Source organism: Belnapia sp. AC561 (assembly GCF_979252845.1).
In genome coordinates this window covers 84,384-107,547 of the sequence record NZ_CEEDBP010000020.1, presented here as the reverse complement: position 1 = coordinate 107,547, position 23,164 = coordinate 84,384, and the positions used below count along the sequence as shown (strand labels likewise).

The window sequence follows — 23,164 nt, the reverse complement described above, 5'->3', positions numbered from 1 at the left end:
CGACACCGCAGGCTTGCCCACCACCGCCTCCTACGATCAGCCATGTGATCGTAGGAACTTTGCGATCAGGACACTAGGTCCTAGTCGCGCGGTCCCAGCACCGCCATCACCGCGCTGACCCGGGCGACGCGCTTGCCGTCGGCCAGCATCACGCCTTCGGTGAAGCAGAGGTTGCGGCCGAGGCGGGAGACCTCCGCCCGGACCTCGAGCCAGCAGCCCTCGGGCGCCGGGGCGAGGTAGTCGGTGGTGAGGGAGACGGTGGTCAGGGCATGGCGCGGCAGGCCCTTCCTTTCCCGCATCACCGCGACCGCATGGATCAGCCCGAGGTCGGCGAGGGTCGCGATGAAGCCGCCATGCGCGGCGCCGGCCGAGTTGCAGTGGCGATGCTGCAGCCGCAGGCCGAGCGAGACATGCGCATCGCCGGGCCGCGACCAGAAGGGACCGAGTTCGCGGGCATAGGGTCCGCCGTGGTGGGCGGGCACGAAGCCTTCGGGGATGGCATCGGCGTGGAGGGGCGGCGAGAGGGTGCGGTTCTCCATGGTCAATCGCAGCCCACGCCCATCCGCACCCGTGCTTCCGTCGCCAGCTTGTCCGCCCGCTCGTTCATGATGTCGCCGGCATGGCCACGCACCCATTTCCACTCGATGTCATGCGGCTTGGCGGCGGCCAGCAGGCGCTGCCACATCGCCATGTTCGCCACCGGCTCCTTGGCCGCATTCTTCCAGTTGTTCCGCACCCAGCCGTTGATCCAGCGGCTGATGCCGTTGCGGACGTATTCGCTGTCGGTGTGCAGGGCCACCTTGCAGGGGCGCTTCAGCGCCTCCAGCGCGCTGATCGCCGCCATCAGCTCCATCCGGTTGTTTGTGGTGGCGGGGTCGTAGCCGGACATCTCCCGCTCCAGGTCGCCGAAGCGCAGGATGGCGGACCAGCCGCCGGGGCCGGGGTTGGGCTTGCAGCCGCCATCGGTCCAGATCTCGACCAATTGCCGGGGCTGGGTCACGGGGTCAGAGGCCAAGCGCGCCAGCTCCTTCGGCGGCGGCGAAGAAGCGCAGCTTCGCCAGGTATTCCAGAGGGTCCTTGCGGGTCACCAGCGCCCCGGGCGGGGTCATCATCCAGTCGTACAACCGCGTCAGCAGGAAGCGCAGCGCGGCGCCGCGGCAGAGCACCGGCAGCGCCGCCGCCTCCGCCGCCGTCAGCGGCCGCACCCGCTGGTAGGCCGCCAGCAGCGCATGCGCCTTGGTGACGTTGTAGGCGCCGTCGGGCTCGAAGGCCCAGGCGTTCAGGCAGACGGCGATGTCGTAGGCCAGCAGATCGGTGCAGGCGAAGTAGAAGTCGATGAGGCCGGAGACCTGCGGCCGGCCGTCCGGCCCGTCGAGGAAGAAGACGTTGTCGGGAAAGAGATCCGCATGGATCTGCCCGACCGGCAGCGCCCCCGCGGCGGGCCAGGCGGCGACCACCGCCGCCAGCTTGGCGTCCAGCTCGGCGATCAGCCCGGGCTGCACCGCATCGCCGCCCGGGCGGCAACGGTCGAGCAGCGGCCCCCAGGCGGCGGGACCCAGGCCATTCGGACGGGTCGCGGTGAAATCGGCGCTGGCGGCATGCAGCCGGCCAAGCGCCTCGCCCAGCGGCGCCACGTGGTCCGGCCGCACCCGGCGCGGCCAGACGCCGGGCAGGAAGGTGCAGATGGCGGCCGGCCGGCCGGCGAGGACCCGCAGCGCCTGGCCGTCCCGCGCCTTGACCGGCTGCGGGCAATGCAGCCCGCGCGCCGCGAGGTGCTCCATCAGGCCGAGGAACCAGGGCAGCTCGGCCGGGTCGACGCGCTTCTCGTACAGCGTCAGCACGAAGTCGCCGGTGCCGGTCTTCAGGGCGTAATTGGAGTTCTCCACCCCTTCCGCGATGCCGCGGAAGGCGACCAGCTCGCCCAGGGGATAGGCGGCAAGGAAGGCGCGCAGCGCCTCGTCGGTAACTTCGGTATAGACGGCCATCGGGCGGGTTCTAGACCGCCACGATGCCGTCGCCTACCGGCCGGGAACGATTGGGCTGGAACGTTATCGCACCCCTTCGGTCACCAGTGCCGCCGGCAGCTTGAAGGTGATGGTCTCCTCCGCCACGACCACTTCCTCGATCAGCAGCGTGTAGCGCTCCCGCAGCCGGGTCAGGACCTCCTCGACCAGCACCTCGGGCGCGCTGGCGCCGGCGGTGATGCCGATGGTGGTGACGCCCTCGGCCAGGGCCAGGTCCAGGTCGCGGCCGCGCTGGACCATCACCGCGCGCGGGCAGCCGGCGCGCTCCGCCACCTCGACCAGCCGCAGCGAGTTGGAGGAATTGGGTGCGCCCACCACCACCATCAGCTCCGCCCGGTTGGCGATGGCCTTCACCGCCGCCTGGCGATTGGTGGTCGCGTAGCAGATGTCCTCCTTGGCGGGGGCATGGATATCCGGGAAGCGCGCCTTCAGCGCCGCGACGATATCGGCGGTGTCGTCCACCGACAGGGTGGTCTGGGTGATGAAGGCGAGCGGCAGCCCGCCCGGGACCGGCGCCGCCAGCGCCTGGGCGGCATCCTCGATCAGCGTCACCGTCCCTTCCGGCAGCTGGCCCATGGTGCCGACCACCTCCGGATGCCCGGCATGGCCGATCAGCAGGATGTGGCGGCCGCGGCTGAAGTGCTGCTCGGCCTCCCGGTGGACCTTGCTGACCAGCGGGCAGGTCGCATCGAGGTAGAAGAGCTTGCGGCGGCTGGCCTCGGCCGGGACGGCCTTGGGCACGCCATGGGCGGAGAAGACCACCGGGGCGTCGTCCGGCACCTCGTCCAGCTCCTCGACGAAGATGGCGCCCTGGCGTTCCAGGCTCTCGACCACGAAGCGGTTGTGGACGATTTCGTGCCGGACATAGACGGGGGCGCCGTAGCGGCGGATCGCCTCCTCCACGATCTTGATGGCCCGGTCCACGCCGGCGCAGAAGCCGCGCGGCCCGGCCAGCAGGATTTTCAGGGGGGGCAGGTTGCGCTCGGTCGCGCCGGGGTGCAGGTCCATGGTGCCTTTCGCTCGCTGGGCGCGGGGTGGAGTGCCGTCTATCAGATGGGCGGCCAGATGGGCGATAGATGGGGCCCGGTTGGTGTCATTCAGCGGGTCCGGGGTAAAGATGGCCCCGGCACACTAGCGGCCATCGGTGGGCGCTCAAGGGGGATATGGGGATGCGGGTGAGAGTTGTCCTGAAGGCTTTGGTGCTTCCCCTCATGGTGACCCTGCTGCTGGGCGGCTGCGGCGCCGCCGGCACCGGGACCCGGCTGCCCACCGCCTGCCCCACCCCCGGGCTGCTGGCCCAGGGGGCCGACCTGACCCGCTACCGCCCCGGCCCCGTCCAGGACCTCACCACCCTCGAATACGACGCCAGGCTGACCGGGCTCGGCGGCAATTGCAGCGCCGGGCGGGACGACCGCAGCATCGAGATGGAACTGACGGTTCGCTTCAGCGTGGAGCGCGGCGCGGGCCTGGAAGGCCGTACCGTGGACCTGCCGTGGTTCGTCGGCGTGGTCGATCGCCGGACCGGGGCGATCATCAGCCGTCCGGCATTTGTCGAACGCGCCGGCTTCGCCCGCAACGAGACCCGGACCAGCATCACCAGCGCACCGATTTCAATCTCCTTGCCCGTCAGTGAGTCGCGGCGTGCACAGGATTACGACATCAAGATATCCTTCGTGCTCTCCGAGGAGGATCTCGCCCTCAACCGGCGGCGCGGCCCCCGCTAACTCGCGCGGAAGAGGATTGCGCGGCGGACGGGGCAAAGGCTAGACAGGCGCACCCGCAGATACCGCGCGGGAGAGAGGGATGCCCCGGCCCACCGGGCAGCATCCCCGCCGAAGGCGCAACCGGCCCCCGGAAACGCTCAGGCAGAAGGGCCGCGCGGAGAAGGGACCTCTGGAAAGCTCGGTGCCGCAAGGTATCGGCACCGAAGGAGTAAGGCCCGGCCAAAGCCGCCGCCGAATCTCTCAGGTTCACCGGACAGAGGGGGGCCACGGACTTCAACTCACGCCGCGGATGCGGTCGGGGGACCCGTGGCCGAATCAGATCAGTTGCTTGAGACACCGCTCGGCGGCCTGCACCGGGCGCTTGGGGGCCGCATGGTCCCCTTCGCCGGCTATGCCATGCCGGTGCAATACCCCGCCGGCATCCTGACCGAACACCTGCATGTCCGCAGCGCAGCCGGGTTGTTCGACGTCTCCCACATGGGGCAGGCCGAGTTGGTCGGCGAAGGCGCCGCGGCGGCGCTGGAGCGGGTCACCCCCGCCGATGTCCAGGCGCTGAAGCCGGGGCGGCAGCGCTACGGCCTGCTGATGACCCCCGCGGGCGGCATCTTCGACGATTTCATGGTGGCCAACCTCGGCGACCGGCTCTTCCTCGTGGTCAATGCCAGCCGCAAGCACGAGGATTTCGCCCTCATCGAATCCGTGCTGCCGGCCGGCGTCCGGCTGAACCGGCTGCCGGACCGCGCCCTGCTGGCGCTGCAAGGTCCGGGGGCCGCCGCCGCCATGGCGCCCGTCGCCCCGGCGCTGACCGCCCTCACCTTCATGGGCATCGCCGCGGCCGAGGTCGCTGGCGTGCCCATCCTGGCCAGCCGCAGCGGCTATACCGGGGAGGATGGCTGGGAGATCAGCGTCCCCGCCGAGCAGGCCGAGCACTTGGCCAAGGCGCTGCTGGCCCTGCCCAGCGTGATGCCCGCCGGTCTCGGCGCCCGCGATTCGCTGCGGCTGGAAGCGGGCCTCTGCCTCTATGGCTCCGACATCGACGAGACCACCAGCCCGGTCGAGGCTGCCCTCGTCTGGTCCATCGGCAAGCGCCGCCGCATGGCCTGGGATTTCCCCGGCGCCGAGCGGGTGCGGGAGGAGCTGGCCAACGGCGCCGCGCGGCTCCGCGTCGGGCTGAAGCCGGAGGGCCGCCAGCCGGCCCGCGGTCATACGCTGATCCATGCCCCCGGCGGTGCCCCGATCGGCGAGGTCACCTCCGGCGGCTTCGGTCCCTCGCTCGGTGGCCCGATGGCCATGGGCTATGTCGCCCGCGCCCATGCCGCCGACGGCACCGCGCTTGAGTTGATGGTGCGCGGCAAGCCGCTCGCCGCCCGCGTCGCCCCGATGCCCTTCGTCCCCCACCGCTACGCCCGGTAAGGAGCCCATCCATGTCCGAGATGAAATACACCCAGGATCACGAATGGGTCCGGGCCGAGGGTGACGCCGCCACGATCGGGATCACCGAGCATGCCCAGAACGCCCTCGGCGACGTGGTCTTCGTCGACCTGCCCGAGGTCGGCCGCGAAGTGACCGCCGGCGAGGCCATCGCGGTGGTCGAGAGCGTCAAGGCGGCCTCCGACGTCTATGCCCCGATCGCCGGGCGCATCGTCGAGGTCAATGCCGCCCTGGTCGACGACCCCGGGCTGATCAACCGCGAGCCGACCGGCGAGGGCTGGTTCTTCAAGATCGAGGCCAGCGAGCCCGCCGCCATCGCCGCGCTGATGGACGACGCCGCCTATGCGGCCTTCGTGGAGAGCCAGTCTTGACTGCGTCTGATGGTCGGAGCGGCGCAGGCCGCGAAGAGCTGAATCAGCCGCAAGGTGTCTTGGCCGAACTCGCGGCACTGGAGGACGGCGCCGAATTCGCCCGTCGCCACATCGGTCCCGGCCCGGACGACATCACCGCCATGCTGCAGGTGGTCGGCGCCGCCAGCCTGGAGGAGATGGCCGGGCGCACCATCCCCGCCAGCATCCGCCAGGCCGATCTCTCCGCCCTGCCGCCGCCGGCGACCGAGGCCGAGGCCATCGCCGAGCTACGGGCCCTGGCGGAGCGGAACCGGCGGCTGAAGTCGCTGATCGGCCTCGGCTACCACGGCACCCATGTGCCGCCGGTGATCCTGCGGAACGTGCTGGAGAACCCGGGCTGGTACACCGCCTATACCCCCTACCAGGCCGAGATCGCGCAGGGCCGCCTCGAAGCCCTGGTGAACTTCCAGACCATGGTGGCCGAGCTGGCCGGCCTGCCGGTCGCCAATGCCTCGCTGCTCGATGAAGGCACCGCCGCGGCCGAGGCGGTGGCGCTGGCCCATGCCGCGCACAAGGGCAAGTCGAATACCCTGCTGGTCGCCGCCGACCTGCATCCGCAGACGCTCGCCGTGGTCCGCACCCGGGCCGAGCCGGTCGGCATCACCGTGCAGGTCGTCCCGCCCGCCGGGCTGATCGCCGCCGCGGCGGAGAAGCCCTTCGCCATGCTGCTGCAGTACCCCGGCACCACCGGCGAGGTCCGCGACCTGACGCCGGAGATCGCCGCCGCGCATGCGGCCGGGGCGCTGGCCATCGTCGCTGCCGATCCGCTCTCGCTGTGCCTGCTGACGCCGCCGGGCGAGATGGGCGCCGATGTCGTCATCGGCAGCACCCAGCGCTTCGGCGTGCCGCTCGGCTATGGCGGGCCGCATGCGGCCTATATGGCGGTGAAGGATGCGCTGAGGCGCCTGCTGCCGGGGCGCCTGGTCGGCGTCTCGCTCGATGCCGCCGGCAATCCGGCGATGCGGCTCGCGCTGCAGACGCGCGAGCAGCATATCCGGCGGGAGAAGGCGACCTCCAACATCTGCACCGCGCAGGTGCTGCTCGCCGTCATGGCCGGGATGTATGCGGTCTGGCACGGCCCGGAAGGGCTGGCGCGCATCGCCCGGCGGGTGAACCTGCAGGCCCGGCTGCTGGCCGAGGCGGCCCGGCGCGGCGGCTTCACCCTGCGTCACGACAGCTTCTTTGACACCATCGCCATCGAGGCCGGAGATCGTGCAGAGGCGCTGATGGCAGGCGCCGTGGCCCGGGGCTTCAATCTCTGGCGCGTCGATGCCGGCTGTGTCTCCATCGCCCTCGATGAGACCGTCACGCGCGACGACCTCGCCGCGCTGGCCGACTTGCTCGGCGGCGGCGCGCTCGATGCGCTGGCGCCGAAGCCCAGCCTGCCGGAGGCGCTGGCCCGCCGCAGCGCCTACCTCACCGCCGAGGTCTTCCGCAGCCACCACTCCGAACACGCCATGCTGCGCTACCTGAAGCGGCTGGAGGACAAGGACGTCGCGCTGAACCGCAGCATGATCCCGCTGGGCTCCTGCACGATGAAGCTGAACGCGACCGCGGAGATGATCCCGATCACCTTCCCCGGTTTCGCCGAGATCCATCCCTTCGCGCCGGAGGACCAGGCGCAGGGCTACTTCGCCATGGTGAAGCAGCTGGAGGACTGGCTCTGCGCCGTCACCGGCTTCGCCGCCGTCTCGTTGCAGCCGAATGCCGGCAGCCAGGGCGAATATGCCGGGCTGCTCGCCATCCGCGCCTGGCACCGCGCCCAGGGCAACGACCAGCGTGACGTCTGCCTCATCCCGAGCAGCGCGCATGGCACCAACCCGGCCAGCGCGGTCATGGCGGGCATGAAGGTGGTGGTGGTCGGCTGCGACCGCGACGGCAACGTCGACCTGAAGGACCTCGAGGCCAAGGCGGCGCAGCACGCCGACCGGCTGGCGGCGCTGATGGTGACCTATCCCAGCACGCACGGAGTCTTCGAAGAGGCCATCAAGGACATCTGCGCCCTGGTGCATCGCCATGGCGGCCAGGTCTACATGGATGGCGCCAACATGAATGCGCAGGTCGGGCTGACCTCGCCGGCGGCGATCGGCGCCGATGTCTGCCACCTGAATCTGCACAAGACCTTCTGCATCCCGCATGGCGGCGGCGGGCCTGGCGTCGGCCCGATCGGCGTCGCCGCGCATCTGGCGCCGCACCTGCCGAACCACCCCTTCCACAGCGGCGCCGGTCCGGCGACCGGCTACGGCCCGGTCTCCTCGGCGCCCTTCGGCAGTGCCGCCATCCTGCCGATCTCCTACGCCTATATCCGCATGATGGGCGCCGAAGGCCTGACGCGGGCGACGCAGGTGGCGATCCTGTCCGCGAACTACATGGCCAAGCGGCTGGAGCAGCACTACCCCGTGCTCTACCGAGGCCTCCGCGGCATGGTGGCGCATGAGTGCATCCTCGACTGCCGCGGCTTCCAGCAGGGCGGCGGCGTGATGGTCGAGGACATCGCCAAGCGGCTGCAGGACTACGGCTACCACGCGCCGACCATGTCCTGGCCGGTCTCCGGCACGCTCATGGTGGAGCCCACCGAGAGCGAGCCGAAGGAGGAGCTGGACCGCTTCTGCGACGCCATGATCGCCATCCGCGCCGAGATCCGCGCGGTGGAGCAGGGCCGCAGCGACCGCGCCGACAACCCGCTGAAGAATGCCCCCCATACCGCCGCCGAGGTCATGGCGACGGAATGGACGCATCCCTACGCGCGGGAGGAAGCCGCCTTCCCCCTGCCCTTCGTCCGCGCCCACAAGTACTGGCCGCCGGTGAAGCGCGTCGACAATGTCTACGGCGACCGCAACCTGGTCTGCACCTGCGCGCCGCTCGAGGCCTATGCGCAGCAGATGCACCTGCAGGCGGCGGAGTGACGCTCCGGCCCTGGCGGCGGACCGGCACCCGGACGGTCCACCGCGACCGCTGGGTGCATCTCCGCGCCGAGGCCTGGGTGACCGGGGCGGGCAAGGTGCTCGACCCCTGGTACATGCTGGACTGGGCGGACTGGGTGCATGTGGTGGCGCTGACGCCGGATGACCGGATGGTGCTGGTCCGCCAGTTCCGCCCGGGCGCCGGCGCCGCCATCCTCGAACTGCCGGGCGGCATGGTGGAGGCGCATGAGACCGACCCCGTCGCCGCCGGGCAGCGCGAATTCGCCGAGGAGACCGGCCATGCCGCCGCCAGCTACCGGCTGGTCAGCCGGTTGCGGCACGACCCCGCCCATGCCGGCAACCACCTGCATGTGGTCCTCGCCGAGGGTGCCACCCCGACCGGGCCCCAGCACCTCGACCCTGGCGAGGAGATCGCGGTCGAGACCCTGCCGGTCGATGCGGTGCTGGCGGGGCTCGCCGAGGGGCTGATCGGCAATGCCGGCCATTTCGGTGCGATCCTGCTGGCCTTGCGGGCGGCCGGGCGCATAGGCTTCTGAATGCCCTTACCGAGTGTCTTCCCCGCCGCCCTCGCCGCCCATGCCTTGAACGAGCCCGGGCGGCTTTCAGCCCGCATCTTCGGTCACGGCACCCTGGAGGTGCGCTGGTACGCGCCGCACGGCATGGATCCGCAGACGCCGCATTCCCGGGACGAGGCCTATGTCGTCGTCACCGGCGAAGGCCACTTCCGCTGCAACGGGGTCCTCTCCCCCTGCCGTGCCGGCGACCTGATCTTCGCCCCGGCCCATGCCGAGCATCGTTTCGAGGATTTCTCGGAGGATTTCGCGACCTGGGTGCTCTTCTACGGGCCGGAGGGTGGCGAGGCCGCCTGAACCGGCCCACCGGCTTCGCGTTGGTCCCGCATGAGCACATCCGGCAAGCCGAGCGGCGCCGCGGAGACGATGAATTCCGCCGACCCCGCCTCCAAGACCACCGCGGCCAAGGTGCAGCAGGGCAGTACCACGGCCAATCCCAAGGCCAAGGTGCCCTCGGACCTTTATCCGGACCCGCCCGGCGTCGATGACACGACCCCGGGCGCGCCGGACGACTAGGTCCGGCCGGCCATCTTCGTCACCGCATCGGCCAGCGCCTTGTCCAGCACCTCGATCAGCGTGTCGCATTCGCTGCGGGTGATGACCAAGGGCGGCGAGAGCACGATGGTATTGGAATGCCGCGCGCCGCCGCCGGAACGGCCGACGATGACGCCGTGGTTCTTGCAGAATTCCACCACGCCGCCGATCAGCCCGCCGTCGAGCTGCACCTTGCTCTCGCGGTCGGCCACCAGCTCGATCCCGATCAGCAGGCCCTTGCCGCGGATATCGCCGGTGATGCCGTGCCGGAACAGCCGATCCTTCAGCCCATCCATGAGATAGGCGCCCATCGTCGCCGCCCGCTCCGGCAGCTTCTCCTCGAGCAGGATCTCGATGTTGCGCACGGCGACGGCGGCGGCGACCGGGTGGCCGCCATAGGTATTCACCTGCATCACCTGCCGCGCCTCGGCCACCTCGCCAAGGAAGCTGTCGAAGACGTGGTTCTTCACCACCGTGGCGGCGATCGGCAGGTAGGCGGAGACGATGCCCTTGGCGACGGCCATGATATCCGGGCTGACGCCCCAGTGCTGGTGGCCGAACATCTTCCCCGTGCGGCCGAAGCCGTTGATCACCTCATCCACGTGCAGCAGCACGTCGTACTTGCGGCAGATGGCCTCGACCATCGGCAGGTACTCGTCCGGCGGCACCGCGACGCCGACGCCGGACATGATCGGCTCGACGATCACCTCCGCCACGGTCTGCGGCCCCTCGCCGAGGATGGTGGTCTCGATCGCGGTGGCGCAGGCCACCTTGCAGGAGGGGTATTCGAGGCCGAAGGGGCAGCGGTAGCAGGTCGGCGCGCCGACATGCACGAACTCGCCGGCATAGGGCTCGAACTTCATCTTGCGGTCGCCCATGCCGCCGGCCGCGAGCGTCGCCAGGGTGGTGCCGTGGTAGGCGTAGTAGCGGCTGATGGTCTTGAAGCGGAAGTCGCCGGGGAATTCGTGCTTGGCGTATTGCCGGGCGATCTTGAAGCCGGCCTCGTTCGCCTCGGAGCCGGAGTTGACGAAGTAGCTGTGGTAGTCGCCGCCCATCAGCGTGTTGAGCTGCTCGGCCAGCTGCGCCGCCGGCAGGTTCATCCCCGTGTGCGGGTAGTAGGCGATCGCCTGCATCTGCTCGGCGGCGATCTGCGCCAGCTCCGCCCGGCCATAGCCGATGTTGACGCACCAAAGCCCGGCCATGGCATCGAGGTAGGTGGTGCCATCGGCATCGACGATGGTCGAGCCCTGGCCGCCGGTGACGACCATCTGCTTCTGCTCGAGCGACTTGTGCTGCACCAGCGGGTGCAGGACGTTCGCCAGATCCTGTTCGACGACGCGCTTGCGGGCTTCGGGATCGGGCAGGTTGGTCATCGACATGGCGGGCCTCGCGCTGCTGCTGGGCGCGAGGCTAGGACATAATTTCGGCGACGGGAATCGCGCAGCCACCAGGGCCGCGCGAATTCCCCAAGGCCGGCGTCAGGCCTTCTTCAGCCGCGGCGGCTCGATCCCGGCGAGCTGGCACTGCGCATCCAGCATGGCCGAAAAATCCTTCTGCCCCCAGCCGCGCCCGCGGGCGCTGCTGAAGGCCTCCCGCGCGATGGCGGCGACCGGCAGCGTCACCTTGGCAGCATTGGCCGCCTGGACGATCAGCGACAGGTCCTTGTGGGCCAGGTCGATAGAGAAGCCCGGCACGATATCCCCGGCCAGCACCTTGTTCGGCCAGTTCACCTTGAGCTGCCCATTGGTCGCCGTCGTGCCATGCAGCACCTCCAGCGTCTTCTCCAGGTCGAGGCCGAAGGCGGTCGCCAGCGACAGCGCCTCCGCGTTGAGCTGGCAGAGGATGATGGCGAGGTAGTTGTTCACCAGTTTGCTGCGGGTGCCGGCGCCGGGGCCGCCGCAGTGATGCACGGTGGTGCCCATGGCATCGAGCAGCGGCTTCACCCGGGCGAAATCGGCATCGCTCGCGCCGACCATGAACAGCGATTCGCCGCGGTCGGCGTGCCAGGCGAGGCGCCCGACCGGCGCATCGACGAAGCCGATGCCGCGGGCGGCGCAGGCCGCGGCCAGCGCATCCGTCGTCTCCGGATCCACCGTGGACATGTCCATCACCACGGCGCCGGGGGCGAGGTTGTCCAGGATGCCGTCGGCGCCCAGCACCAGCGCCTGAACCTCCTTCGGCCCCGGCAGCATGGTCAGCACCACGTCGCTGGCCTTGGCGACCGCCGCCGCGCTGCCGGCCGAAGCCGCGCCAAGCGCTTCCAGCGCCGCTACCGGTCCCGGCGCGATGTCGTGCACCGTCAGCGGAAACTGCTTGCGGCGGATATTGGAGGCCATGCCGCAGCCCATGCGCCCGAGCCCGATGAAACCGATCTTGTCACGTGCCTGGTCCATGGAATTCCTACTCCTCGAAAGGGCGCGGAGACTGGCATTGCGCGCGACGCGGCGAAAGATGCGCGTCGTTGCGTCGGCCGCCCAATCCGCGCAATCTGTGCCTCATCTGAACCAAGGGAGATGTCCTGAATGGATCGCCGCCGCTTCATCGCGACGGGTGCCGCTGGCACCGCCGGCGCCGTTACGCTTGCCGCCCCGAACCTTGCTTCCGCCCAGCCGCGGATCCGCTGGCGTTGCCCGGGCAGCTTCCCGAAATCCCTCGATACCCTCTATGGCACGCAGGAATTCATTGCCAAGCGCGTCGCGGAAATGACCGATGGCGCCTTCCAGATCCAGGTCTTCGGCCCCGGCGAACTGGTGCCGGCGCTGCAGGTGATGGATGCGGTCGGCAACGGCAATGTCGAATGCGGCTATACCAGCGGCTACTACTACCTGGGCAAGGACCCCTCCCTCGCGCTGGTGACCTGCGTGCCCTTCGGCCTTTCCTCCCGGCAGCACTGGGCCTGGCTGACGCATGGCGGCGCGCGGGAGCTGTACGCCGAGGTCTATCGCGACCAGGGCGTCGTCGGCATCCCGGCCGGCAATACCGCGGCGCAGATGGGCGGCTGGTTCCGCAAGGAGATCAAGACCGTCGAGGACCTGAAGGGCCTCAAGTTCCGCATCGCCGGCTATGGCGGCAACGTCCTCAGCAAGCTCGGCGTCGTCACCCAGCAGATCGGCGGGCCGGACATCTATCCGGCGCTGGAACGCGGCGTCATCGATGGCGCGGAGTGGGTCGGGCCCTACGACGACGAGAAGCTCGGCTTCAACCGCGTCGCGCAATACTACTACTATCCCGGCTGGTGGGAGTATTCGCCCTCGATCGACCTGATGGTGAATGCCAAGGCCTACGAGGACCTGCCGGCCCAGTACAAGGCCGTGCTGAACGCCGCCTGCACCGAGGCTTGGCACTGGATGGCGGCTCGCTACGACGTGCTGAACCCGGCCGCGCTGCGCCGGCTCATCGCCTCCGGCACCCAGCTTCGCGGCTTCCCGCGGGACGTGCTGACCGCCTGCTACCGGGCGAGCCAGGAGCTCTATTCGGAAATCGGCGCGACCAATCCGCGCTTCAAGCGCATCCACGAGAAGTGGGATGCCTTCCGGCTGGAGCAGACGCAATGGCTGCGGGTCGCCGAGGATTCGCTCGGCAATTTCCTCGCCGCGACGACCGCCCAGCGCTGAGAAGAAAGGCCGGGGAGGTCTCCCTCCCCGGCCTTCCGGTTCAGCGCGCCGGCATGCGCACCAGGCGCATCTGGATGTAGTTGTCCGCGGTCTGCGGCACTTCCACGCCCTGCCGCGCGGCCCAGACGATCTGCTGCTGGTGCAGCGGGATATAGGCCACGTCGTCGATCAGGATCTTGCTCGCCTGGCTGATCAGCGCCTGGCGCTTCGCCGCATCCGTCTCGACCGCGATCTGGTCGACCAGCGTGTCGAATTGCCGGTTCGAATAGCCGCCGTTGTTGAAGACGCCGCGGCTGCCGTCCCGGGTCGCCGCCAGGCTGAACAGCGCGTTGTGCGCATCCGAGGTCGAGGGGGTCCAGCCCAGCATGTAGAAGCTGGTGTTGTAGCGCGGCCCGTTCACCTCGGCGAAGAAGCGGGCCCGGGTCTGGGCATTCAGGGTCACCCGGATGCCGATGCGGGCGAGCATGGAGACGGTCGCGGTGCAGATCGCCTCGTCATTCACGTAGCGGTCGTTCGGGCAATCCAGCGTCACGCCGAAGCCATTGGGATAGCCGGCCTCGGCCAGCAGCTTCTTGGCTTCCTCGAGGTTGACCCGCGGCCGCACGTCATCAGCCTCGAGGAAGCCGTTCACCCCCGGCCCATAGAGCAGGTTGGTCGGCCGCGACTGGCCGCGCATGACGGTGCGCTGGATGGCCTGCACGTCGATCGCCAGCAGCATGGCACGGCGGACCCGGACATCCTGGAAGGGGTTCCTGCCCTGGACGTCGGACTTCAGCAGCTGCGGCCGCATCTGGTCCAGGCCGAAGTAGATGGTCCGCAGCTCCGGCCCCTGGATGATGCGGACGCCGGGGGTGCGGCCGATGCGATCCACGTCCTGCGGCGGCACGGTATAGACGAAGTCCAGCTCGTTCGAGAGCAGTGCCGCGACGCGAGTGGCGTCGTTGGCGATGATGTTCAGCTCGATCCGCTGCAGGTTGTGGACCGCCTTGTCCCACCAGCCCGGGTTCGGCACCAGCACGGTGCGGCGGTCCGGCTCACGGCTCTGCAGCAGGAAGGGGCCGGTGCCCATGGCGTTGCGGGTGGCGAAATTCTCGCCGCGCGCGGTCAGGTCGGCCGGGCGCGTCGCATCGTTCTTCTCGGCCCAGGCCTTGGAGAACATGCCCCAGTTGGTGATTTCCTGGATCAGGATGGGGTTCGGGGCCGTGGTCTCGAAATCCACGGTGTGGTCGTCGACCTTGCGGATCTCCTTTACCGAGGCCAGCACGGACTGCACGTTGGAACCCGGCGCCCGCGCCCGCTGCGCGCTGAAGATCACGTCATCGGCGGTGAAGGGGGTGCCGTCGCTGAACTTCACGCCCTGGCGGAGATGGAAGCGCCAGACGGTGGGGGAAGGCTGTTCCCAGCTGACCGCCAGCGCCGGTTCCGGCTGCATCTGCGCGTTCCGCCGCACCAGCGGCTCGTAGAAGTTGGACCCGAAGGCCAGCAGGAAGGTTTCCTGGCGGGTATAGGGATCCATCGAATTGACATCGCCGTCATTCGCCCAGCGGAAGGTCTGGGATTGGGCGCTGAGGGCAGTGCCGCACAGCAGGGCGGCAGCCAGGGCAAAACGACGCATTGTTGGAGAGTCTCCCAGCGAGATCGACGCGCCGGAAGGTAGCCCGGGGATGCAGGGCCCGCAAAGCGAAACGGGGACCTTTCGGTCCCCGTTTCTTCAGTCCCGCCTTGATCCGAAGATCAGGCGCGCAGCTTGGTCGGCAGGCTGGCCACGGCGCTGTCGATCAGCGCCGCATCGGCCTTGGCATCGATCCGTTCGGCGATGACGCTGCGGGCGGCCGCCACGGCGATCTCCGACGCGGCACCGCGCACTTCCGCCACCGCACCGGCCTCCGCCGCGGCGATGCGGTCGAGCGCCATGCGCTCACGCCGCTTCGCCGAACCCTCGGCTTCCGCCGCCGCGGCCTCGGCCACGCGCCCGGCTTCCGCCTGGGCCCGGGCCAGCAGCTCGCCGGCTTCGGCCAGCGCCGCGGCACGGTCGGCCTCGGCCTGCTTCAGCAGGGCCTCCGCCTCGATCCGCAGCCGCGAGGCCTCGGCCAGATCCGTCCTCACCTGCGCCGCGCGGGCATCGAGCATGCCGGTAAGCTTGGCCCAGGCCATACGGCCGACCAGCGCGATGAAGATGAAGAAGCTGACCGCGACCCAGAACTTCGGGTCGAGGTAGAAGTGTTCGTAATGATGCGCCATCAGGCACGCCCCCGTGCTTTGAGTTCACGGTCCACCGCCTGGCCGACGGCCGCGGTGTCGGACTTGCCGATCAGCTTGCCCACCAGCGCATCCGCCGTCTCCGTCGCCACCTGGCGCAGGGCGCCCATGGCAGCGTCGCGGGCGCTGGCGATCTGGCCCTCGGCGGCTTCGATCTGCGCCGCAAGCTTTGCATTGAGCGCTTCGGAACGGGCGGATGCCTCCTCCTGCGCACGCTGCGTCGCTGCGTTGATCGCGGCCTGCGCCTCGGCCCGGGCCTTGGCGGTCGCCGTCTGATGCTCGGACAGCGCCGCATCGGCCCGCAGCTTTGCCGCCTGCGCCGATTCGAGGTCGCCCTCGATCCGCGCCCGCCGCGCTGCCAGCACGCCTTCGACCTGCGGCAGCGCGTATTGCGCCATCACGACGTACAGCGCGCCGAAGATGATCAGCATCCAGACGACCTGGGCGATCGTCCAGGGATTGGCGAAATCGAGCTGCGGCATGCCGCCGGCGCTCGATTCAGGCCGCCCGTGCTCGGCCGCCACCTGCGCCATGGCGGGCAGTGCCACCAGGCTCAGCGCGATCGCGTACCGAATGGTCTTTGTCATGCTCGTCTCCCTTGCATGCCGGACGGCGGAGGGCATCGCGCCCTCCGCCGGTCTCGCGGCAATGCTCAGGTGAAGAGGATGAGGAAGGCGATCAGCAGGGCGAAGAGCGCCACCGCTTCGGTCAGGGCGAAGCCCAGGATGCCGATCGGGAACACGACGTCCCGGGCGCCCGGGTTGCGCGCGACGCTGCTGATCAGCGAGGAGAAGATGTTGCCGATCCCGAGACCGACGCCGAACAGCGCGATGACGGCAATACCGGCCCCGAGGGCCTTGGCGGCGGCGACTTCCATGAGAGTGTCCCTTCAGGGGTAGTGTGGTTGCGAGAGGTCTGTTCGACGGCGATCAGTGCAGATGGACCGCGTCGTGCAGGTAGATGCTGGTCAGGATGGCGAAGACATAGGCCTGCAGGAAGGCGACCAGGATCTCGAACCCGACCAGGGCAACATTCATCGCCAGCGGCAGGGCCGCGCCGATGATGCCGACGACACCAAAGGCCCCGCCGATCATGACGACGAAGGTGGCGAAGACCTTCAGCATGACGTGGCCGGCGACCATGTTGGCGAAGAGACGAACGGACAGGCTGATCGGCCGCGAGAGGTAGGAGATGACCTCGATCGGGATGATCAGCGGTGCCAGCGCAAGGGGGGCGCCTTCCGGCAGGAAGTAGCCGAAGAAGTGCTTGCCGTGGATCACCAGCGCCACGATCGTGACTACCAGGAAGACCAGGACGGCCAGCGCCAGGGTCACCGCGATGTGGCTGGTGAAGGTGAAGGCATAGGGCAGCAGGCCAAGCATGTTGCCAAACAGCACGAACATGAAGATCGAGAACACGAAGGGGAAATACTTCCTCCCCTCGTCGCCGACCTGCCCGACCACGATGCCATGGACGAATTCGTAACCGCTTTCGGCCAGCGCCTGGATGCGGCCCGGCACGATGGCCCGCTTGGCGGTGCCCCAGAGCATCAGCGCGGTGATCAGCCCGAAGACCAGCAGCATATGCGCGTTGGACTGGCTGAAGCGCACGGATTCGCCGACGGCGCCGAGAAACGGCGTGAGCTCGAACTGGCTCAGCGCGTCGATAGCCTTGCCTTCAGCAGCCACTGCAGCAACTCCCGCGATTGACGCGCCATAATCCTGTGATCCGGGGCCTAGCGGCCCCAGGTCCTGCGACCACCGGAAGGCTTGAACAGCCGAAAGATGTTCATGACCCCGGCAGCAGCGCCCGCCACGAAGAACAGCAGGAAAAGCCAGGGCTTCGTCCCGAGCCATCGGTCCAGCATCAGCCCGATCACGACCCCGACCACCAGGGCCGAGACCAGTTCGAGGCCGACGCGGAACCCGATCCCCATAGGACCGGGCGGAAGACCCTGCTTGGCGCCCTCGCTCGGCTTGTCCAGACCCTGGCGGATCCGCGCCTCCCGAAGTCGCTGCTCTAAGTCGTCGCGCTCGTTCACCCTTGCTCCTCCTCCGGACCCCGGCGGAAGGCATCGGGCTCGTAAGGCCCCCCCCGCGGAGTGTCAATCCGTCGCGCGCCTGCACAGGACGCCAGCAATGCTTTTCCCATGATTAATCCGCCGGCCACCTCCCTATACGGCTTCGAAGGCACCGCTCTGCTGCCGCCAGAGCCGGGCATAGACCCCGCCCTTGCGCAGCAGGGCCTCATGCGTGCCCTCCTCGGCGATGCGGCCGTGCTCCAGCACCACCAGCCGGTCCATCCGGGCGATGGTCGAGAGCCGGTGGGCGATGGCGATCACGGTCTTGCCAGCCATCAATTCCGCCAGCTGGTCCTGGATGGCCGCCTCGACCTCCGAATCGAGGGCGCTGGTCGCCTCGTCCAGCACCAGGATCGGGGCGTCCTTCAGCAGCACGCGGGCGATGGCGATCCGCTGGCGCTGCCCGCCCGAGAGCTTGACCCCGCGTTCCCCGACGTGGGCGTCGTACCCCGCCCGGCCGCGCCAATCCTCGAGCTGGCCGATGAAGCCGGCGGCCGCGGCACGGGCCGCGGCCGCCTCCACTTCGGCCATGTCGGCATCCGGCCGGCCGTAGCGGATATTCTCGCGAATGGAACGATGCAGCAGCGCCGTATCCTGCGTCACCACGCCGATCGACCCGCGCAGGCTTTCCTGGGTCACCCCGGCGATATCCTGGCCATCGATCAGGATGCGGCCCGCCTCCGGCCGGAAGAAGCCCAGCAGCAGGTTCACCAGGGTGGATTTCCCCGCCCCGGAATGGCCGATCAGCCCGACCCGCTCGCCCGGCGCGATCCGCAGGTTCAGCCCTTGGATCACCCCGGTGTCCCGGCCATAGGAGAAATTCACCGCCTCGAAGCGGATCTCCCCTTTCGGCACCAGCAGCGGCACCGCCCCCGGCGGGTCCGGCGCGGTCGGCGGCACGGCGATGGAGTTCATCGCCTCCTGCACCACGCCCAGGTTCTCGAAGATGGCGGTCACGTTGAAGGCGACCCAGCCGGAGATATTGGCGATCTGCCAGGCCATGGGCAGCGCCGTCGCCACCGCCGCCAGCCCGATCTGGCCATGGATCCAGAGCCAGACGCCGGTCGCCGCCGTCGCCGTGATCATCGAGGCATTCAGCAGGCCGAGGGCGAAGCCATTCACCGTCACCAGCCGCATCTGCCGCAGGAAGGCGGCATTCAGCCCCAGCACGCCGTCGCGGACGAAGGCATCCTCCTGCGAGGCCCGGGCGAAGAGCTTCACCGTCTGGATATTGGTGTAGCTGTCGACGATCCGCCCCGTCAGCAGGCTCCGCGCCTCCGAGGCCTTGCGGGAGCGGTCCCGCATGCGGGGCACCAGCACCCGCAGCAGCCCGGCATAGGCGAAGAACCAGACGGCGATGGGCATCGCCAGCCGCCAGTCCGCATGGCCCAGCAGGGCCAGGGCGGCGGTGCCATAGACCAGGATGTACCAGACGGCATTGACCACCTGGACGACGCTTTCCCGGATCGCCGGTCCCGCCTGCATGACCCGGTTGGCGACCCGGCCGGAGAAATCCTCCTGGAAGAAGGGCAGGCCCTGGCGGACCACCTGCCAATGGCTCTGCCAGCGCACCAGGGAGGTGAAATTGCCGTTGATGCCCTGCTGGGTGATCAGGTTCTGCAGCAGGATGGCACCGGGCCGGCCGAGCAGGATCAGCGCCGCCATCCCCAGCAGGCTGCCCCCGGCCTCCGTCCAGAGGGTCTCCGGCGTATGGCTGCCGAGCAGCGCCACCAGCCGGCCCATCATCGCCGGGATGGCCGCATCCAGCAGTGCCACCAGCAGCCCGGCGAAGAACAGTGCGGCGAATGGCAGCTTCGCCTGGCGGATGAAGTGCCAGTAGAAGCCGGCCAGGCTGCGCGGCGGCGGGCCTTCCGGCACCGGCGTACCGAACAGGCGGGAGGCCTTGGTCCCCGGCGCCGCGACCGGGTCGACCAGGCGTTCGAAGAAACGGAATGGCATCCCGTCACAACGCCGGGCGGGGACGATCAGGTCAAGCCTTTTGCCCGGCCCGGTCAGGAAAGGTCATGCAGCCCCCGGCCGAGCGGCGGCGAGACGGTGAAGGCGGAGAATTCCACCGCCAGCCCGGCCCGTTCCGGGGTGCAGCACATCGGGCCCACCCGATAGCGGGCCGCTTTCGGAAAGGGCGCCAGCCGCACCAGCGGCCAGCGCAGGCCATCGGCCGAGGCCTGGACCCGGATGACCCCCGCCGCCACCGTCACCCGCAGCCAGAAATCCTTGGGGTCACCGGCATAGGGGCCCGTCGCCCAGTCCGAGCGGCCATCGGTGAGGACGCTGCCCAGCATCGCCTGCCCGTCCGACAGCTCGATCCCGGCCTTGATCCAGTGAAGCGGGTCGAGCCGCACCATGATGCCGGCCTGGTCATAGAGCGCGGTATAGTCGGCGCGGATGCGGAGCTGGGCGGTGAAGTCGCCGGTCGTCTCGCAGCCGAAGAAATGGCCGCTGTCGCGGGCGAAGCCGTAGTGGGTTTCCTGCCAGAAGTCGGTGGCGGCATCGGTGACGGCGAGCAGCCGGTCACCCTCCAGCCGCCACGCGGCCGGGGGGTTGTGCCAGGTGCCGCGGGCCAGGCTCATGCCTGCTTCCGCTCGATCAGCCCCCGCCGGATGCGCCGCCCGCGGCGGATCCGGTCCTCGATGAACCCCGCCTCGCCCCAGCGCACGGCGCGGGCCAGGGCATGGCTGTCCTCGGTGAAGCGGGCCAGCATCTCCAGCAGCGCCTCCCGGTTGTTGAGGAAGATGTCGCGCCACATGTCGACGTCGGAGGAGGCGATCCGGGTGAAGTCGCGGAAGCCGGAGGCGGCGAATTTCAGCACCGCCTCGCGCGTCTCCTCCGCCAGGTCGTCGGCGGTGCCGCAGATGGTGAAGGCGATCAGATGCGGCAGGTGGGAGACGATGGCGACGACCTTGTCGTGCGTCGCCGCATCCATGCTCTCGACCATGGAGCCGCAGCGCCGCCACAGCTCGGCGATTTTCTCGACCGCCGCGGCATCGCCGCCGGGCACCGGCGTCAGGATGACGTAGCGGCCGCGGAACAGGTCGGCGAAGCCGGCATCCGGGCCCGAATGCTCGGTCCCCGCCATGGGATGCGCCGGCACCAGATGCACGCCGGGCGGCAGCAGCGGCCCCAGGTCGCGGATCACGCTGCCCTTGGTGCTGCCCACGTCGGTCAGCACGCAGCCGGGCGCCAGATGCGGCGCGATGGCCGCCATCACCCCGGCATAGGCGCCGACCGGCACGCAGAGGATGACGCAGTCCGCCCCACGCACCGCCTCGGCCGCATCGTCCTCGACCACGTCGGCGAAGCCGAGTTCGCGGACCCGTGCCAGGGTTTCGGGCTTCCGGGTATGGGCCACCACCGTCCGGGCGATATCCCCGCGGTCCCGCGCCGCCCGGGCGATGGAACTGCCGACCAGCCCGACGCCGATCAGGCAGAGCCGCTCGAAGAGGGGCTCACCCACGCACGAAGCCTGTCAGCGCATCCAGCACCATGCCGCACTCCTCGGCGGTGCCGATGGTGATGCGGAGGCATTGCGGCAGGCTGTAGGAGGCCATGGCCCGGACGATCAGCCCGCGCGCCTTCAGCGCCGCATCGGCCGCCTGGGCCCGCTCGGCGGTGCTGAAGTCGGCCAGGATGAAATTGCCCTCGCTCGGCACCACGGTGACGCCCAGCGCCCGCAGCCCCTCGCTGACCTTGGCCCGCCACTCGCTGTTGTGCGCGACCGACTTCTCGACCCAGCCGGCCTCGGCCAGGGCGGCGACGCCGGCGGCGGCCGCCGGGGCATTCACGTTGAAGGGCCCGCGGACGCGGTTCAGCACGTCGGTGATATGCGGCGGCGCATAGGTCCAGCCCAGCCGCACCCCGCCCAGGCCGAAGACCTTGCTGAAGGTCCGGGTCATGATCGTATTGGTCCCGGCCTCGACCAGCGCCACGCCGGCGTCGTAGTCCTCCCGGGTGACGTATTCCGCATAGGCGGCATCCAGCACCAGCAGCACGTCCTCGCGCAGCTCGCTGCGCAGCCGGGTCACCTCGCTGGCCGGCAGCATGGTGCCGGTCGGGTTGTTCGGGTTGGCTAGGAACAGCAGCCGGGTGCGCGGGCCGACAGCGGCCAGCATCGCATCCACGTCGGCCGTGAGGTTCTTCTCCGGCACCTTGATAATGCGGCAGCCAGCATAGCGCCCGGCGATGTCATACATGACGAAGCCATGCGCGCTCATCACCAGCTCGGTGCCCTCGCCGCCATAGGCCATGATGATGTGGCCGATGAGCTCGTCCGAGCCGTTGCCGCAGACGATCCGCGCCGGGTCCAGCCCAAAGCGGGCGCCGATGGCATTGCGCAGCGCGGTGCTGCCGCCGTCGGGGTAGCGGTGCAGCTCACCGGCCAGCTTCGTATAAGCCGCCTGCGCCCCCGGCGGCACGCCGAAGGCGCCCTCGTTGGAGGAAAGCTTGATGATCCGGTTGACGCCCGGGATCTTCGATTCCCCGCCGACATAGGGCTCGATCGACAGGATGCTGGGGCGTGGCAGCAAAGCGGACATCAGCCTTGGTCTCCTCTCTCGGGCACCGCGTAGAAACCCAGCGGCAGGGCTCGGTCCACCGGCAGGCCCACAAGGCGGGGGTCGTCGGCCGTCAGCACGCCATCCACCTCGACCAGCGCCCGCAGCACCCCGCCGTCGCGGCGGAGCTGCAGCATCCGCGGCGGCAGCCCGGCCGCGGTCAGCGCCGCCGCCAGCTGCGCCCGGCTGCGGTCGCCGGAGGCCTCGATCCGCAGCAGCGACCGGTCGGCTCCGCTCGGGTCCGGCGCACCGGGGGCGACGGCGAGCGCCTCGGTCAGGCCCTCGGTCCCGGCGGCATGAAAGGGCAGCCGGGCGATCACCTGCAGCCGCGGGCTGTCGAGGCTCGTCCACCAGGCGGCCTCGGGCGCCTCGGCCTCCTCGGGCAGCGGCAGCACCGCCACCTGGGCCTCCCCGGCGGCGACGGCCGAAAGCACGCGGGCGGCGGTGGGCAGGCTGCGCAGCGGCGTCAGGCTGCCGAAATGCTCGCGCGCCAGCCGCTCATGCTCCGGCCCCCGGGCATAGACCGCGACGGAGAAGCCGCCCTGCTGGGCGGAGGAGGAGGCCAGCAGCTCCCGCCAGAGCCGCATCAGCGCGGTGGCCGGCAGCGCCCCCGTGTGGCGGGACAGCAGCCTGCGCATGATCATCGCCTCCCGCCCCGGGCGCAGCGGGCTGGGGCTGCCGGCCTTGGCGCGGCTGGCGGCCAGCCGGGCGACCACGGCGGCGCGGCGCATCACCAGCGCGTGCAGCGCATCGTCCAGGGCATCGATCTCCGCCCGCGCCTGGGCGAGCGGGTTCGGCGGTGGCGCATCCGCTGCCGCAGCAGGGACGCCATCGGGGGCGGGTTCGGGCGCTGGCGCCAATTCGCTGTCTGAGGATGTCATGTCCGGGACGTCTTTCGCGGCAGCAATAGACGTGACTCCGCCCCGCGCCAAGGCTCCACGCCCTCCCCTGGCGCCCGACCCTGCCCCCTTCCCTCGGCGGCAACCGTTGAAGACCCGCCCCGGGGAGCCTATTCCTGGCA

Annotated in this window: 25 protein-coding genes and 2 riboswitches; of the genes, 8 read left to right on the top strand and 17 right to left on the bottom strand. The window is 69.8% G+C overall.

The window, feature by feature from the left end; translation table 11 throughout:
• Positions 1 to 80 precede the first annotated feature (80 nt).
• From AC0IW9_RS17330 to ispH, 4 genes are all read right to left on the bottom strand, one after another.
• Complete coding sequence (locus tag AC0IW9_RS17330; RefSeq protein ID WP_471649530.1) at positions 81 to 539, bottom strand: PaaI family thioesterase; 459 nt, start codon at positions 537 to 539, stop codon at positions 81 to 83.
• Positions 540 to 541: 2 nt separating this feature from the next.
• Positions 542 to 1,015 carry a ribonuclease HI gene (gene rnhA, locus AC0IW9_RS17325; protein WP_471649529.1) on the bottom strand — a complete coding sequence of 158 codons (474 nt, stop codon included), beginning with the start codon at positions 1,013 to 1,015 and terminating at the stop codon, positions 542 to 544.
• A complete protein-coding gene (locus AC0IW9_RS17320; RefSeq protein ID WP_471649528.1) occupies positions 1,005 to 1,985 on the bottom strand; it encodes a homoserine kinase in 981 nt (326 codons plus the stop codon). The genes rnhA and AC0IW9_RS17320 overlap by 11 nt, the downstream gene beginning before the upstream one ends.
• Before the next feature lie 63 nt (positions 1,986 to 2,048).
• Positions 2,049 to 3,032 (bottom strand): 4-hydroxy-3-methylbut-2-enyl diphosphate reductase, encoded by a 984-nt coding sequence (gene ispH, locus AC0IW9_RS17315; protein ID WP_471649527.1) that lies wholly within the window; start codon positions 3,030 to 3,032, stop codon positions 2,049 to 2,051.
• 191 nt (positions 3,033 to 3,223) lie between these two features.
• Here ispH and AC0IW9_RS17310 point away from each other — a divergent pair, with 191 nt between their 5' ends.
• The 7 genes from AC0IW9_RS17310 to AC0IW9_RS17280 all read left to right on the top strand — a co-directional run bounded on the left by AC0IW9_RS17310 (position 3,224) and on the right by AC0IW9_RS17280 (position 9,601).
• Complete coding sequence (locus tag AC0IW9_RS17310) at positions 3,224 to 3,748, top strand: hypothetical protein (protein ID WP_471649526.1); 525 nt, start codon at positions 3,224 to 3,226, stop codon at positions 3,746 to 3,748.
• 57 nt (positions 3,749 to 3,805) lie between these two features.
• A riboswitch (glycine riboswitch) is annotated at positions 3,806 to 3,911 on the top strand.
• Positions 3,912 to 4,015: riboswitch (glycine riboswitch) on the top strand.
• Positions 4,016 to 4,054: 39 nt separating this feature from the next.
• The gene (gene gcvT / locus AC0IW9_RS17305) at positions 4,055 to 5,161 is read left to right on the top strand and encodes a glycine cleavage system aminomethyltransferase GcvT (RefSeq protein ID WP_471649525.1); all 1,107 of its coding nucleotides are present in this window, start codon (positions 4,055 to 4,057) and stop codon (positions 5,159 to 5,161) included.
• Positions 5,162 to 5,172: 11 nt separating this feature from the next.
• Positions 5,173 to 5,550: a glycine cleavage system protein GcvH gene (gcvH, locus tag AC0IW9_RS17300; protein ID WP_471649524.1), complete on the top strand. Its 378-nt coding sequence runs from the start codon at positions 5,173 to 5,175 to the stop codon at positions 5,548 to 5,550.
• Between the two features lie 59 nt (positions 5,551 to 5,609).
• Entirely contained in the window at positions 5,610 to 8,495 is a 2,886-nt protein-coding gene (gcvP, locus tag AC0IW9_RS17295) for an aminomethyl-transferring glycine dehydrogenase (RefSeq protein WP_471649523.1), read from the top strand.
• Positions 8,492 to 9,049, top strand: coding sequence for an NUDIX hydrolase (locus tag AC0IW9_RS17290; protein WP_471649522.1), 558 nt, complete (start codon positions 8,492 to 8,494; stop codon positions 9,047 to 9,049). Before gcvP ends, AC0IW9_RS17290 begins: the two co-directional genes overlap by 4 nt.
• Complete coding sequence (locus AC0IW9_RS17285; protein WP_471649521.1) at positions 9,050 to 9,382, top strand: cupin domain-containing protein; 333 nt, start codon at positions 9,050 to 9,052, stop codon at positions 9,380 to 9,382.
• Positions 9,383 to 9,412: 30 nt separating this feature from the next.
• A complete protein-coding gene (locus AC0IW9_RS17280) occupies positions 9,413 to 9,601 on the top strand; it encodes a hypothetical protein (RefSeq protein ID WP_471649520.1) in 189 nt (62 codons plus the stop codon).
• Here AC0IW9_RS17280 and AC0IW9_RS17275 read toward each other — a convergent pair.
• Complete coding sequence (locus AC0IW9_RS17275; RefSeq protein ID WP_471649519.1) at positions 9,598 to 10,998, bottom strand: aminotransferase; 1,401 nt, start codon at positions 10,996 to 10,998, stop codon at positions 9,598 to 9,600. The two genes, AC0IW9_RS17280 and AC0IW9_RS17275, sit on opposite strands and share 4 nt — an antisense overlap.
• Before the next feature lie 99 nt (positions 10,999 to 11,097).
• Positions 11,098 to 12,072 carry an NAD(P)-dependent oxidoreductase gene (locus AC0IW9_RS17270; RefSeq protein ID WP_471649533.1) on the bottom strand — a complete coding sequence of 325 codons (975 nt, stop codon included), beginning with the start codon at positions 12,070 to 12,072 and terminating at the stop codon, positions 11,098 to 11,100.
• Positions 12,073 to 12,141: 69 nt separating this feature from the next.
• On the opposite strand from AC0IW9_RS17270, the gene AC0IW9_RS17265 reads away from it, so the two are divergent.
• Positions 12,142 to 13,233, top strand: a complete 1,092-nt coding sequence (locus AC0IW9_RS17265; RefSeq protein ID WP_471649518.1) for a TRAP transporter substrate-binding protein — start codon at positions 12,142 to 12,144, stop codon at positions 13,231 to 13,233.
• Between the two features lie 40 nt (positions 13,234 to 13,273).
• Here AC0IW9_RS17265 and AC0IW9_RS17260 read toward each other — a convergent pair whose 3' ends face one another.
• From AC0IW9_RS17260 to AC0IW9_RS17210, 11 genes are all read right to left on the bottom strand, one after another.
• Positions 13,274 to 14,848, bottom strand: coding sequence for an ABC transporter substrate-binding protein (locus AC0IW9_RS17260; protein ID WP_471649517.1), 1,575 nt, complete (start codon positions 14,846 to 14,848; stop codon positions 13,274 to 13,276).
• A 119-nt stretch (positions 14,849 to 14,967) separates the two neighbouring features.
• The gene (locus AC0IW9_RS17255) at positions 14,968 to 15,474 is read right to left on the bottom strand and encodes a F0F1 ATP synthase subunit B family protein (RefSeq protein WP_471649516.1); all 507 of its coding nucleotides are present in this window, start codon (positions 15,472 to 15,474) and stop codon (positions 14,968 to 14,970) included.
• A complete protein-coding gene (locus AC0IW9_RS17250) occupies positions 15,474 to 16,079 on the bottom strand; it encodes a F0F1 ATP synthase subunit B family protein (RefSeq protein ID WP_471649515.1) in 606 nt (201 codons plus the stop codon). The genes AC0IW9_RS17255 and AC0IW9_RS17250 overlap by 1 nt, the downstream gene beginning before the upstream one ends.
• A 65-nt stretch (positions 16,080 to 16,144) precedes the next feature.
• Entirely contained in the window at positions 16,145 to 16,369 is a 225-nt protein-coding gene (locus tag AC0IW9_RS17245; RefSeq protein WP_290315176.1) for an ATP synthase subunit C family protein, read from the bottom strand.
• 52 nt (positions 16,370 to 16,421) lie between these two features.
• Positions 16,422 to 17,180: a F0F1 ATP synthase subunit A gene (locus tag AC0IW9_RS17240; RefSeq protein WP_471649514.1), complete on the bottom strand. Its 759-nt coding sequence runs from the start codon at positions 17,178 to 17,180 to the stop codon at positions 16,422 to 16,424.
• A gap of 47 nt (positions 17,181 to 17,227) precedes the next feature.
• Positions 17,228 to 17,533 (bottom strand): AtpZ/AtpI family protein, encoded by a 306-nt coding sequence (locus AC0IW9_RS17235; protein ID WP_471649513.1) that lies wholly within the window; start codon positions 17,531 to 17,533, stop codon positions 17,228 to 17,230.
• A gap of 132 nt (positions 17,534 to 17,665) precedes the next feature.
• Entirely contained in the window at positions 17,666 to 19,531 is a 1,866-nt protein-coding gene (locus AC0IW9_RS17230) for an ABC transporter ATP-binding protein (RefSeq protein WP_471649512.1), read from the bottom strand.
• Between the two features lie 53 nt (positions 19,532 to 19,584).
• On the bottom strand, positions 19,585 to 20,163 hold the full coding sequence (locus AC0IW9_RS17225; RefSeq protein WP_471649511.1) for a DUF1349 domain-containing protein: 579 nt from the start codon (positions 20,161 to 20,163) through the stop codon (positions 19,585 to 19,587).
• A complete protein-coding gene (locus AC0IW9_RS17220; protein ID WP_471649510.1) occupies positions 20,160 to 21,047 on the bottom strand; it encodes a prephenate/arogenate dehydrogenase family protein in 888 nt (295 codons plus the stop codon). Before AC0IW9_RS17220 ends, AC0IW9_RS17225 begins: the two co-directional genes overlap by 4 nt.
• Positions 21,040 to 22,125, bottom strand: a complete 1,086-nt coding sequence (hisC, locus tag AC0IW9_RS17215; RefSeq protein WP_471649509.1) for a histidinol-phosphate transaminase — start codon at positions 22,123 to 22,125, stop codon at positions 21,040 to 21,042. Before hisC ends, AC0IW9_RS17220 begins: the two co-directional genes overlap by 8 nt.
• Positions 22,125 to 23,024, bottom strand: coding sequence for a chorismate mutase (locus AC0IW9_RS17210; protein WP_471649508.1), 900 nt, complete (start codon positions 23,022 to 23,024; stop codon positions 22,125 to 22,127). Before AC0IW9_RS17210 ends, hisC begins: the two co-directional genes overlap by 1 nt.
• Positions 23,025 to 23,164: the final 140 nt, after the last annotated feature.